Below are 12322 nucleotides of genomic sequence, written 5' to 3'. Positions count from 1 at the left end.
GATGGTTCGAGGATCGATGTGATGGCCTCGCCGCAAATCATCCTGGATTAACCGAACCGTATCATTCTGGTCGTTATTCAAACCGTTATGGCAATGTCCGTGACTTTTCAGCGACCCTCGCTCTGGCGATTCGGGTTCGCATGCGTGGCGATTGTCAGCCTTGTTTGCTGGACGCTTCGTGCCGGTCTCGCTCCGGTGGGTGTGATTCTCGGTGGTGCCGCGATCCTTGTCCTGGATCGCCTCCTTGTGCATCGGCTCTGGTCTGCGCGGCTGGCGCAACGGCTCGGTGACCTGGCGGAAACGAGTGATGGAGGCTCGCTAGACGCGCGCGTGACCCGAAGTCTCGCAACGATCGCCGATAAGCTGCACGCAGTCGGGCATCGCACCGAGCACCGGCATGGCGTGACCGGATTGCCGACGCGCGAGCCCTTGATCTGCCGGATGAACGCGGACGGGCACGGCGTACTGGGTGTCGTCGGGCTCATGGATTTCGATCGACTATGTGCATTCGATCCGGCGCTCGGCGAACGCGTCTTGCTCGCGGTCGTCGATCGCCTGACCCGCATGTTGCCCGCCGACCGACTGGTTGCGCATGTCGATCGCGCTAGCTTGGCAATCTGGTTCGGGGCGGAAGTGGCCGAGGAGGCCGCACGGACCGAACTCGACGTACTCGGTTACGCGTTGAGCGGCGTAGTGATCGATGGTGATCGCGAGATTCTACCTGAGGTTCGTATCCGGCAGGCGACGATGGCAGCGAACAGCCAATCGCAGGCTCTGTTGTCGCGAACGCTGGCGTCGCTGGCGTTGCAACCGGGTACGACCGCCGCGGTCGTCGAACCCGCCGTCGATCCGGTCTCGGTAGCGCGGGAGCGCTATGCGCTCGAACAGGATCTGCGTCAGGCGGTGACGCGTGGCGAGTTCGAAATGCGCTATCAGCCGCTGATCGACGCGGGCGAGGGCCGGGTCGCAGGCGCAGAATCGTTGATACGCTGGTTTCATCCGACACGCGGCCAGATACCACCATCGCGCTTCGTCCCGGTGATGGAGGCGATGGGGCTGGCCCATGAAATTGGGATGTGGACGCTCAACGCCGCCGCACGCGAAGCGCGGGCATGGCAGGCACAGGCGCTAAGCTCGCTGCGCGTTGCGGTAAACGTGTCGGGTCACCAGCTCGATCGTGACGACATGGCGGCGCTCGTTGCGCGGACGTTGGCGCGACATTCGCTGAGCGCGGAGGCGCTTGAAATCGAACTGACCGAAAGCGTCGCGATGAGTGACGGGACCCGTGCGGCGCGGCTGTTCGATGCGCTGCGAAAGACCGGCGTACGGATTGCCATCGACGATTTCGGCACAGGCTATTCGAGCTTCAGCACGCTGCGGACGCTTGCGTTCGACAAGATCAAGATCGATCGCGAATTCGTGACGAACGTCGACACGCGTCGCGATAGCCAGGCGATCTGCCAGAGCATCGTCGCGCTGGGCCGAGGGCTCGGTATCCGCGTCCTTGCCGAAGGGGTCGAGCGGCGCGCCGAGTATGAATGGCTGTTGCGTCACGGGTGCAGCCATTTCCAGGGCTATTATTTCTCGCCACCGCTAACCGGCGCGGATTTCGTCGCGTTTGCGCGCGACACCACCGGTCTCGCCAAGTTGCTGGCCATCCAACCGCGTATCCAAAGTCGGATCACCGAAAGGCTTACCGCATGACTCCCTCCTTCCGCACCACGACACGCGTTGGAGCGCTGATACTGACTCTGGCGATAGCGGCCTGTTCGCATGGACCCAAGGCCGGGCCGCAGCTCGCGCCGATCGCAGCACCCACACCGGCGAACGAGATCGAAACGATCCTGTCTCTGCTCGATCTGGGCGAGGTGGGCTCTGCGAAGAAGCGCATTGCCGCAATACTGAAGAACGATCCGATGAACCCGTCGGCCCAAGTGCTGCGCGCCTCGATCGATGAGGACCCTAAGGCGCTGCTTGGGCCGACGAGCTTTGCCTATGTCACGCAGGCAGGCGACACGATGTCGGGGCTGGCACAGCGTTTCCTGGGCAACCGCCTGAAGTCGTATCAGCTGGCGCGCTACAATGGGATTGCCAAGCCCGCCGACCTTACCGCCGGACAGACGTTGCGCATTCCGGGCGTGCTGCCACGCGCCCAAATGCCCAAGCGGGTCGAACCACGGTCCGCGACGCCTGCTGCATCGAAAGCCAGGTCCGCCGCACCGAAGCCTGTATCGGTCGCCAAACCGTCCCCCGTGGTGGTTAATCCGGGCGCGGCACGGCAGGCACGCGTGGCGGGGCTCGCGGCGCTCAACGCAGGCAATGTCGCCCGTGCGGTAGGTCTGCTGCACCGCGCCGCCGCGCTCGATCCGCGGAACCCGGTGATCTCGCGCGACCTCGCGCGCGCCGAGCGGATCGCTGCTACCGTCAAGGCGCGCAAATGATGACCGAGATGCTGGGACGCTACCGGATTGACGGACGGCTGGGCGAGGGCGCGATGGCGGATGTCTATCGTGCCTTTGATCCGGGGATCGGCCGGACCGTTGCGATCAAGGTGCTGAAACCCGACTATGGCCGCGATCCTGAACTCGGCGAACGCTTTCTGCGCGAAGCGCGCGCGGCAGGCGCCCTGAGCCATCCGAACATCGCCACGATCTACGATGTCGGCGAAGCGCAGGGCGTCGCCTATATCGCCATGGAGTTGATCGAGGGACAACCGCTCGACACGCTTCTCCAAGAGCAGGGTCGTCTGCCCTATGAGCGGGTGCTGGCACTGGGGCAGCAACTCGCCTCGGCACTCGATTATGCACATAAGGCAGGGGTCGTTCACCGCGACGTCAAGCCATCGAACATCCTATTGTCGGCGGACGGCCGCACCGCAAAGCTGCTCGATTTCGGTGTCGCGCGGATCGGCGAGATCGACGTGTCGGGAGCGGAGGGCCGGCTCGCGCGGACGCAGGTCGGGCAGATGATCGGTACGCCGCGGTATATGAGTCCCGAGCAGGCGCTTGGCATCCCGGTCGATCGACGCTCCGACCTCTTCTCGCTCGGTGTGGTGCTGTACGAGATGGTGACGGGCAAAGTCGCGTTCCCGGGCATGGGGCTGGCGACGCTTGCCATTCAAATCTCACAGGAACGCGTCGAGCCGATCGCACGCTCGGTTGCCGATTGCCCACCTGGCCTGCGGTTCGTCATCGACAAGTTGCTCGCGAAGAAACCCGATCAGCGTTTTGCCGATGGCGACGCGGTGTATCAGGCACTGACCCGCGAGATTGCGGCAACCGGCGAAGCGTCGACGGGGCGGCGTGGCCTGCCGTTGAAGATCAAGCTGCCGCTGGCGCTCGTCACCGTTACGGCGATCGCACTGGTCGCGAGCGTGTCGTCGATTCTCGCGCGCGAACAGCGAACGCTTGAAAATATGGCGATTGTTTCGGGCGGCTCGATTGCCGCCTTCGTTACCAGCAACACCGCGGTGTTGGCGGCCGACAATGCAGGCCTGGCGCCCGAGCAGCAGGACTGGACCGCGCTGCAGGCGTTCGTCGCATCGGCGTCGCGCGATCAGGAGATCCGCGACCTGGTGGTCGCGGATACTGGCGGGATCGTGCGCGCCGCCGAGAACGTCAAGCTGATCGGTACACGCTATCGCGCGCCCGTGGGCGAGGCCGCGATCAGCGGGGATGCGGGCGTCACGGCCGCATCGGATCGTGGGACGGGTGCCGGGCTGCGTTTCGTCCGTCCGATCCGCTATGCCGGAGCCCGGTTCGGCACGGTCGATCTGGTGCTACGCCGCGCCGCGCTCGACGCGGCGATCGACAATGCAAGAATGCTGCTGATGGTGCTGTCGCTTGTCATCATGGGCGTTGTGCTGGTGATCGGCTATCTCAGCGGCGCGATGGTCGCACGGCCATTGGCACGATTGCGGAAAGCGCTCGACGAAGCGGCAAAGTCCGATTTCGGCCTGCGCATCTCGCATCGCCGCCGGGACGAATTCGGCGCGGCGTTCGATGCCTTCAACCGTGCCGCCGCCGCGGTCGAACCGCATCTGGCTGGTACGGGCGCGCAGGCCGACAGCGCCATGCGTGCCACGCGTGTGGCGCCGTCTCCCCGTCTGGCTGCCTGAGGATCGTCTCTATGTACATGTTGCAGCTTTTCGACACCGACGACGTGATCCAGCCCCTCGACGTGCGGCTGATCAGGGAGGGCCTGCTGACGATAGGGCGGGATGCCGATGCCGACTGGCCGATTGCCGACCCTGATTGTGCCTTGTCGCGCGCGCACTGCGAATTGAGCGTCGACCGCGATGGCCTGACGCTGCGCGCGCTGGGGGCGAACGGGGTGTTCGACGCCGATACGGGCGAGCGTTTTCCGCAGGCGATCGACGTGCTGCTGCCGGTGCCGAGCGCGCTCCGGCTTGGGCGGTTCAAGATGGTCGCGACGCATGCACCGCACGGCGACTTCGAGGTCGATGGCGCGCTGACCATGGTGCTGACGCCGCCGCTCGGCTCTTCCGTCGATGTGCCGAGCGACTGGGTCGATGCCAGCACGCCGCATGTTGCCGGCGAGGGATCGCTGCTCGAGGCGTTCTGCGAGGGCGCCGGGCTCGATTGTTCGCTGTTGTCTGCCGAGGAGCCGACCGAGATCATGCGACGGGCGGGGGCGGTGTATCGACAGATGGTGCTGGGCATTGGTGATCTGATGGCCGAGCGCGACCATGCGCGCGGGCGCTATCAGCTGACCCGTACGACTATCAGCGGCGCGGACAATAATCCGTTCAAATGGGCACCGACGCAGCGACTGGCGATCGACCTGCTGCTCGCGGAGTCGACGGGGTTCTTGTCGGGACCCGCAGCGCTCAAGGCCTCGTTTCGCGATGTGAAGCGGCATCTCGTCGCAACCTTCGCGGGCTTGCAGGGAAGCCTTCGCGCCGCGATCGGAAGCTTTGCGCCCGCGGTGCTCGATGCAGCGGTGGCAGACCGCGTTACGATGCTGAAGAGCCGTGCGGGCTTGCAGATGGCGGAGGTGGCCGAGCGTCACGCCGATTTGACGCGACAGATCGCAGAGTCCGCACCGGGGTCGCTCGATCGTGCCTTCGCGGTGGCCTACGACGCCACCGACTCTGCGATGGCGCGTGACAGCGTATGAACCTCGGCGGTCTGCTGCGTCGCAAGGTGCGTATGGTTCCGGTCAGGACCTGTCCCGCAGGTTATCGATCGGAGGGGCGGACGCACGTTGGGCGCGTGCGGGCGGTTAACGAGGATCGGCTCCTCGACCGTGCCGACCGGGGCCTCTGGGCGGTGGCCGACGGTATGGGCGGACATAGCGGAGGAGCAGCGGCAGCGACCACCGTCGTGCAGGTGCTCGATGCGCTGGCGGACGATCCTCGACCGATCGACGATGCCCGTTTGCGTGACGCGCTCGCATGCGCCAACCGCGCGATTCATCAAGACGGCAGCGCCGACGCGACCAGCGGTGCGACGGTGGTGGTCGCGCTGACCATGGGACCGACCGCGGTGATCTGCTGGGCTGGCGACAGTCGCGCCTATCGCATTCGCGGCGGACGCGCCGAGCAACTGACGCGGGACCATAGCGTCGTGCAGGAAATGATCGATGCGGGCGTACTGAGCGCGGCCGCGGCGGAGCGGCATCCGCAGGCGAATGTCGTGACGCGCGCGCTCGGTGTTGCGCCGACGGTCATCGTCGACAGCGTGCGGGTCGCGCTGGAGCCGGGCGATCGCTTGTTGCTGTGCTCCGACGGCGTGTCCCGGTCGGTCGATCCCCGTGATTTCGTCACCATGCCGGACTCGATAAGCGACAGTGCCGACCGGTTCCTCGCAAACGCCCTGCAACGCGATGGAAGTGACAATGCAACCTTGGTCGTGGTCGCTGTTTCGTGACCTGAAATACCGGACTAGGTGCGCTCCGCTGCAGCATCCATAGCGATCCTCGATTGCGGGAGGTTCGCTCGCAACCTGATCGCTACGGGGCGTGCGGCGTCGGAGGTAGCTCTGCATCGGACGAAAGGTCGCGAACCGCGCTAGAAACCCCCCCCCGTTCTCGCAGGAAAGGGGAGCCCGTTGCGTCCGTCCTGACTTAGCCAAAGACGCCGTTAAGACCTGGTATCGCGCAATCGCCAAGAGGGGTGAAGCTCAGATCCGCGGCGCACGCGACGACTGCGCCGCGAGGCTATCAGCGGATTTCCGCGAGGGCGCTGAATACCTTAGCGCTGTCGCCGGGCTGTAAAATATGGTGGACGCACTTGGGCTCGAACCAAGGACCCGCTGATTAAGAGTCAGCTGCTCTACCAACTGAGCTATGCGTCCATTCCGGGGCGGTTTTGAGTGGCGCCCTGGTGTGGCGCCCCGCTGCTGGAGGCGCGCTGTTAGCAGACTCATCGGGACCCGCAACCCCCTTTTCGTCGATCCGAGTCCGTTTTCGTCAAATACGCGGTCTTTTTGCGGATTAGGCCGCTTTTCGACCTACCAGCCGACCGTCTTGCGGTTCTGGCGGTCGATCGACATCAGGATGCCGAGGCACAGCAGCACGGTCATCTGCGCCGAACTGCCGAAACTCACCAGCGGGAGCGGGATGCCGACCACGGGCGCGAGGCCCATCACCATCATCAGGTTGATCGCGACGTAGAAGAAGATCGTCGTCGACAGCCCGGCGGCGGTCAGCCGGCCGAAGCGGGTCTGCGCGCGCTGGCCGACCTCGATGCCCCAGCGGATCACCAGCAGGAAGGCCAGGATCAGCAGGCAGCCGCCGACCAGCCCCCATTCCTCCGCCATCGTCGCGAAGACGAAGTCGGTATGGCCCTCGGGGAGGTAGTCGAGGTGGCTCTGCGTGCCCTGGAGAAAGCCCTTGCCCCAGATCCCGCCCGAACCGATCGCGATCTTCGACTGGCTGATGTGATAGCCGGTGCCGAGCGGATCGCTCTCGGGATCGAGAAAGATCAGGATGCGGTTGCGCTGGTAATCGTGGAGCAGGAAGTTGATCGAGAGCGGGATCGCCACCGCCGCCGCGATCGCGCCGCCGACGAACAGCCGCAGCGGGATGCCGGCGAGGAACATCACCGTCGCGCCGCCCGCGCAGATCATCAGCGCGGTGCCGAGATCGGGCTGGAGCATCACCAGCGCCGCAGGCACGCCGATCAGCATCGCCGCGGGCCAGATCGCGCCGAACCGTCGCGTCTCGTTGGGGGGGAGCATGTCGTAGAATTTGGCGCAGGCGAGCACGATCCCGGGTTTCATGAACTCGGACGGCTGCAGGCGGATGAAGCCGAGGTCGAGCCAGCGTTGCGAGCCGCCCGACACTTTCCCCAGCACCTCGACCGCGATCAGCGAAACGACGAGGATCGCGTAGGTCGGCAGCGATCCCGCCTTCCAGACGCTCTCGGGGACGTAGGAGAGCCCGATCGCGCCGGCCAGCAGGACGAAGAAGCGGATGCCCTGCGACAGCGCCCAGGGGTGCAGCGAGCCGCCCGCCGCGGAATAGAGCACGACCTGGCCGAAACAGCCGATCGCGACGACCAGCAGGATGACCATCCACGGCAGCTTGGCGAGCGGTTCGGGGACGATGCGGTTCACGGCTGACGGTCCCTTGAATCATCTTCGGCGACGGTATTGCCGGGCGTGGTGAGGGCTTCCTGCGTCGCGTTGGCCATGTCGGTGGCGTTCTCGACCGCAGGCGCGTCGCTGGGGACAATCGCGTCGGTCTTGGTCGCGATCGCCGCAGGCGGCGCGGATTGCGCCTTTCGGTACGTCTCCGCGGTCGCCGCCATGCGCGTGCGGATGTCGCCGCCCCAGGTCGGTTCGACCTCGGCGAGCGATTTCAGCGCCCGCTCGCGGTCGAGCATATAGGTCATGATATCGCGGCCGATCATCGGCGTGTCGAGATTGCGCACCGTGTGGCCGTTGTGCTCGAGCACCACCGCCAGCGCGTAACGCGGATTATCGGCGGGGGCGAAACCGATGAACAACGCGTGGTCGCGCATCTTGAACGGCAGCTGCCCGTTCTTGAGCACGCCCGAGCGCCGCTCCGCCATCGTGATGCGGCGGACCTGCGCGGTGCCGGTCTTGCCCGCGATCGCGACGCCGGGGATCAGCAGCTTGGCCGCGCCGCCGGTGCCGCCCTGGTTGATCACCCCGAACATCGCATCGCGAACGCGCGCGAGATGTTCGGAATCGATCGCGAGGGCAGGGGAGTCGCGGTGCACCTGGCTGGCGAGAATGCTCGGCTGCAACGCACGCCCCGACGCCAGCCGCGCCGCCATCACCGCGAGCTGCAACGGGTTGGCCAGCACATAGCCCTGGCCGATCGACGCGTTGAGCGAATCCGCGACGGTCCAGTCGTGCTTGTATTTCTTCAGCTTCCACGCCGGATCGGGCACCGTGCCGTAGCGCTGCGTCGAGAAGGGCAGGTCGAACTTCTGGCCGAGCCCGAGCGTCCGCGCGATCGGCGCGATCGCGTTGTAGCCGACCCGCCGCGCCATCTCGTAGAAATAGATGTCGCAGCTCTGCATGATCGCGTTCTTGAGATCGAGCGGACCGTGGCCGCTTTTCTTGTGGCAATGGAACACGCTGGTCCCCAGCCGCATCGCCCCCGAGCAATTGACGCGCGTCGACGGATCGACACCCGCGTTCATCAGCGCGAGCCCGTTCATCGGCTTGACGGTCGAGCCCGGCGGATACAGCCCCTGCGTGACCTTGTTCATCAGCGGCACGTGATCGTCGTCGCTGAGCATCTGCCATTCGAGATGGCTGATCCCGTCCGAAAAGCTGTTCGGATCATAGGCCGGCATCGACACCATCGCGAGCATCTCGCCGGTACGGGTGTCGAGCACGACGACCGAGCCGGAGTTCGTGCCGAGGCGGCGCGCGGCATATTCCTGGAGGCCCGCGTCGATCGTCAGCCGCGCGGTCTTGCCGGGCACGTCGGGCTTGGTGGCGAGCTCGGCGACCAGCTTGCCGCGCGCGGTGACCTCGACGCGCTTGGCACCGGCGACGCCGCGGAGTTCGGCCTCCAGCATCTTCTCGAGCCCGTCCTTGCCGAGCTTGAAGCCGGGGGTGACGAGCAACGGGTCGTGCGTCTTCTTGTATTGTTCAGCGTTGGGCACGCCGACATACCCGGTCAGATGCGCGACCGCGGCGCCCGCCGGATAGCTGCGCGCGAACCCACGGGTGGGCGCGACGCCGGGCAGTTCGGGCAGGCGGACGCTGACCGCGGCGAACCGCTCCCAGTCGAGATTCTCCGCGACCTGGACGGGCTGGAACCCGGCGGCGTGCTCCAAGTCGATCGCGATCCGCTCGACCTCCTCGGGCGGTAGCTGGAGGATGCGGCCGAGCAGCGGCAGCACGCGCTCCTTGTCGCGCAGGCGATCGGGGATGATGTCGACGCGGAAATCGGTGCGGTTGTTGGCGATCGGCACGCCGTGGCGGTCGACGATCCAGCCGCGACGCGGCGGCAACAGCGTCATGTTGACGCGGTTGCTCTCGGACATCGCCGTGTAGCGCTCGTTCTGCGCGACCGACAGCCACGCCATGCGCCCGGCGAGCAGCAGCCCGACGCCGCCTTGCGCCGCGCCCAGCATCCAGGCGCGCCGCGAGAAGCTGTACGCCTGCGACATCTCGGTGACGATCCGCGGGGTGTTCCTCATTCGGCGCCGCGCTTGTTCTGGATCGCCGCGACGATCCGCGCAGCGAGCGGGAAGGTAAGGATCGTGACGGCGATCTGCGCGATCAGGATCGTGTCGACGTGCGCGCCGACCGGCACCGCGATGAAGCGGCCGACGATGATGCACAGCGCGATCAGCCCGCTCGCGATCAGCCAGTCCTGCCAGTGGTCGCGGAACGCGAGGCGCTGTTCGATCATGTCGATCGCGACGAACGCGAGCGACCAGAGCAGTACCGAACTGCCGAGTGGCTGGCCGCTGACGAGATCGTCGAAGAAGCCGAGCGGGGCGGCGGCCCAGGGCCGGAACGCGAACCGCGCGAGCAGCCGCCACGCGAGCAGCACGACCAGCCCGAACGGCGGGAGCAACGGGATCGTCGCGATCACCGGGATGATCGTGACCAGCGATCCCGCCATCACCGTCAGCCACGGGATGATCCGGGCGCGGCTCGCGGGTAGCTTGGAGGCGAAGGGCTTGTAATCGACGCTGTCGACGACGCGAGGCGGCATCATTGCTGCGCCACCGGACGGGGCGGCGGCACCGGCATGAACATCCGCTCAACCAGCGCGAAGTCGAGTGTGTCAGGGTCGGCGAACGTCCGCGCCATCACCGAATCCGAGCCCGCCTTGGTCACGCGCGCGACCGGCACGCCCGGCGCATAGATGCCGCCGGTGCCGGTCGTCACGAACAGGTCACCCGCGTTGAAGCGCACGTTGGTCGCGTTGACCGAGCGAATGTCGATCATCCCGTCGCCGCGCCCTGCCGCGATCGCAGGCATGCCATCGCGGGTGCGGCGGACGGGGACGATGCTGTCGCCGTCGCTCAGCAACAGCACGCGCGCCGTATTCGGCCCGGTCTCGACGACGCGCCCGATCAGGCCATCGGGGCCGCGCACCGGCATGCCGGGCAGCACGCCGCTCCACCGGCCGGCGTTGAGCAGCGCATAGCGCCGCCCGCTCGACGCGCTCGAACTTACCAGCCGAGCGGTCACCACCGGATCGGGCGAACGGTCGCGGATCGCCAGCAACGAGCGCAACCGGCGATTGTCATAGGCGATCGTCCGCGCGCGCATCAGCAGCGCCCGCGTTCGCTCGCGATCGGCGCGCAGCGCGACGTTCTCCTGCTTCACGAAGAAGTAATTGCCGATCGCATCGGGAATGCCCGAGACCGACGAGCCGACCGTGGCGAGCCCGGTCGAAACCGGCGTCGTCACCCCCGCGACGCCCATCCGCAGCGCCGAAAACGCCGGCGGATTGAAGATCGACGCGACGAGCAGCACCAGGCCCACCACCGCACCAGCGACGGCGAGCACATAGCCCATGAACACACCATATTGCCGACGCCGGGAAAACCCCGTGCGCCGGTCGCGGGCTGGCGCCATGCGCCTGTCCCCCTGTCTCGGGCGCCGGCGAACCGCGAGGGCCAGATCCCCCGCGACTCGGACGACGCGATTTCGTGTCCGCGTGTCTTAAAGCAAAAACAAACTCTTAGCCGCTCATCAGCACGCCGCGGAACAACGGATCCTCGAGCGCGCGACCGGTGCCGAGCGCGACGCAGGTCAGCGGGTCCTCGGCGACCGTCACCGGCAGTCCGGTCTCGTCGCGCAGCACCTCGTCCAGACCTTGCAGCAGTGCGCCGCCACCGGTGAGCACGATGCCCTGGTCGACGATATCCGCGGCCAGCTCCGGCGCGGTGTTCTCAAGCGCGACGCGGACGCCCTCGACGATCGTCGCGACCGGTTCGCTGAGCGCTTCGGCGATCTGGCCCTGGTTGATCTGGATCTCCTTGGGCACGCCGTTGACGAGATCGCGGCCCTTGATCTGGATGATCATGCCGATGCCGTCGACCGGCGGCTTGGCGATGCCGACCTCCTTCTTGATCCGCTCCGCCGTCGCTTCGCCGATCAGCAGGTTATGGTTGCGGCGCACATAGGAGACGATCGCCTCGTCCATCTTGTCGCCGCCGACGCGCACCGAGGTCGTGTAGGCGAGACCGCGCAACGACAGCACAGCGACTTCGGTCGTGCCGCCGCCGATATCGACGACCATCGAACCAATCGGCTCGGTGACCGGCATGTCCGCACCGATCGCGGCTGCCATCGGCTCCTCGATCAGCCAGACCTGCGACGCGCCCGCGTTCGATGCGGCATCGCGGATCGCGCGGCGCTCGACCTTCGTAGAGCCGGATGGCACGCAGATCACGATCTCGGGCCAGCGCGCGAACTTGCGTGGGCCGTGGACCTTCTGGATGAAATACTTGATCATCTGCTCGGCGACGTCGATGTCCGCGATCACGCCGTCGCGCAAAGGCCGGATCGCCTCGATGTTGCCCGGCGTCTTGCCCATCATCATCTTGGCGTCGTCACCGACCGCCTTGACGCGCTTGATCCCGTTGATCGTCTCGACCGCGACCACCGACGGCTCGTTCAGGACGATGCCGCGGCCACGGACGTAGACGACGGTGTTCGCGGTGCCGAGGTCGATCGCCATGTCGTGCGACATGAACTTGAAGAAACGCGAGTAGAAGGCCATTCAATCAGGGTCCCGTATCCAGTCCGCCGGACGGGCGAACCGCCAGCAAAAACATGCGCACACACATCATCTCGCGGAGCCCGCCGGTGGTTTCGAGCACCGGGTGCCTATACTATTTAAGTGGCGT

The 12322-nt window shown here is 66.3% G+C and carries 10 protein-coding genes and 1 tRNA gene; 5 read left to right on the top strand and 6 right to left on the bottom strand.

Going from position 1 to position 12322, the window contains the following annotated elements; all coding sequences use genetic code 11:
- Positions 1-195 precede the first annotated feature (195 nt).
- Genes C8J40_RS10505 through C8J40_RS10485 form a run of 5 tightly spaced genes read left to right on the top strand, consistent with a single transcriptional unit; the run spans position 196 to position 5891 of the window.
- Positions 196-1704 (top strand): EAL domain-containing protein, encoded by a 1509-nt coding sequence (locus C8J40_RS10505; RefSeq protein ID WP_207901188.1) that lies wholly within the window; start codon positions 196-198, stop codon positions 1702-1704.
- Positions 1701-2441 (top strand): LysM peptidoglycan-binding domain-containing protein, encoded by a 741-nt coding sequence (locus tag C8J40_RS10500; RefSeq protein ID WP_132740640.1) that lies wholly within the window; start codon positions 1701-1703, stop codon positions 2439-2441. The genes C8J40_RS10505 and C8J40_RS10500 overlap by 4 nt, the downstream gene beginning before the upstream one ends.
- Entirely contained in the window at positions 2438-4117 is a 1680-nt protein-coding gene (locus C8J40_RS10495; protein ID WP_243693323.1) for a serine/threonine-protein kinase, read from the top strand. The genes C8J40_RS10500 and C8J40_RS10495 overlap by 4 nt, the downstream gene beginning before the upstream one ends.
- A gap of 17 nt (positions 4118-4134) precedes the next feature.
- Positions 4135-5139, top strand: coding sequence for a type VI secretion system-associated FHA domain protein (locus C8J40_RS10490; protein ID WP_243693322.1), 1005 nt, complete (start codon positions 4135-4137; stop codon positions 5137-5139).
- Positions 5136-5891, top strand: a complete 756-nt coding sequence (locus C8J40_RS10485) for a protein phosphatase 2C domain-containing protein (RefSeq protein ID WP_347812462.1) — start codon at positions 5136-5138, stop codon at positions 5889-5891. Before C8J40_RS10490 ends, C8J40_RS10485 begins: the two co-directional genes overlap by 4 nt.
- Positions 5892-6241: 350 nt before the next feature.
- On the opposite strand, the gene C8J40_RS10480 is transcribed toward C8J40_RS10485, so the two are convergent.
- The 6 genes from C8J40_RS10480 to C8J40_RS10455 form a co-directional block, all read right to left on the bottom strand.
- Positions 6242-6317: transfer RNA gene (locus tag C8J40_RS10480), tRNA-Lys, on the bottom strand.
- A gap of 156 nt (positions 6318-6473) precedes the next feature.
- On the bottom strand, positions 6474-7538 hold the full coding sequence (rodA, locus tag C8J40_RS10475; RefSeq protein WP_132897016.1) for a rod shape-determining protein RodA: 1065 nt from the start codon (positions 7536-7538) through the stop codon (positions 6474-6476).
- A 38-nt stretch (positions 7539-7576) separates the two neighbouring features.
- Positions 7577-9649 (bottom strand): penicillin-binding protein 2, encoded by a 2073-nt coding sequence (gene mrdA / locus C8J40_RS10470; protein ID WP_132896942.1) that lies wholly within the window; start codon positions 9647-9649, stop codon positions 7577-7579.
- A complete protein-coding gene (gene mreD / locus C8J40_RS10465) occupies positions 9646-10176 on the bottom strand; it encodes a rod shape-determining protein MreD (RefSeq protein ID WP_347812461.1) in 531 nt (176 codons plus the stop codon). Before mreD ends, mrdA begins: the two co-directional genes overlap by 4 nt.
- Positions 10173-11045 (bottom strand): rod shape-determining protein MreC, encoded by an 873-nt coding sequence (gene mreC, locus C8J40_RS10460; protein WP_132896941.1) that lies wholly within the window; start codon positions 11043-11045, stop codon positions 10173-10175. The genes mreD and mreC overlap by 4 nt, the downstream gene beginning before the upstream one ends.
- A gap of 106 nt (positions 11046-11151) precedes the next feature.
- A complete protein-coding gene (locus tag C8J40_RS10455) occupies positions 11152-12195 on the bottom strand; it encodes a rod shape-determining protein (RefSeq protein ID WP_055878614.1) in 1044 nt (347 codons plus the stop codon).
- Positions 12196-12322: the final 127 nt, after the last annotated feature.

It is taken from the genome of Sphingomonas sp. PP-CC-3A-396 (assembly GCF_004343105.1).
Taxonomy (GTDB): Bacteria; Pseudomonadota; Alphaproteobacteria; order Sphingomonadales; family Sphingomonadaceae; genus Sphingomonas.
This window is presented reverse-complemented; position numbering and strand designations above follow the sequence as displayed.

Bases quoted from the DNA above. Each gene is read 5' to 3' on its own strand.
- rodA (WP_132897016.1), bottom strand. From the start codon at position 7,538: ATGGTCATCCTGCTGGTCGTCGCGATCGGCTGTTTCGGCCAGGTCGTG.
- mreD (WP_347812461.1), bottom strand. From the start codon at position 10,176: ATGATGCCGCCTCGCGTCGTCGACAGCGTCGATTACAAGCCCTTCGCC.
- C8J40_RS10490 (WP_243693322.1), top strand. From the start codon at position 4,135: ATGTTGCAGCTTTTCGACACCGACGACGTGATCCAGCCCCTCGACGTG.
- C8J40_RS10485 (WP_347812462.1), top strand. From the start codon at position 5,136: ATGAACCTCGGCGGTCTGCTGCGTCGCAAGGTGCGTATGGTTCCGGTC.
- C8J40_RS10495 (WP_243693323.1), top strand. From the start codon at position 2,438: ATGATGACCGAGATGCTGGGACGCTACCGGATTGACGGACGGCTGGGC.
- mreC (WP_132896941.1), bottom strand. From the start codon at position 11,045: ATGGCGCCAGCCCGCGACCGGCGCACGGGGTTTTCCCGGCGTCGGCAA.
- C8J40_RS10500 (WP_132740640.1), top strand. From the start codon at position 1,701: ATGACTCCCTCCTTCCGCACCACGACACGCGTTGGAGCGCTGATACTG.
- mrdA (WP_132896942.1), bottom strand. From the start codon at position 9,649: ATGAGGAACACCCCGCGGATCGTCACCGAGATGTCGCAGGCGTACAGC.
- C8J40_RS10455 (WP_055878614.1), bottom strand. From the start codon at position 12,195: ATGGCCTTCTACTCGCGTTTCTTCAAGTTCATGTCGCACGACATGGCG.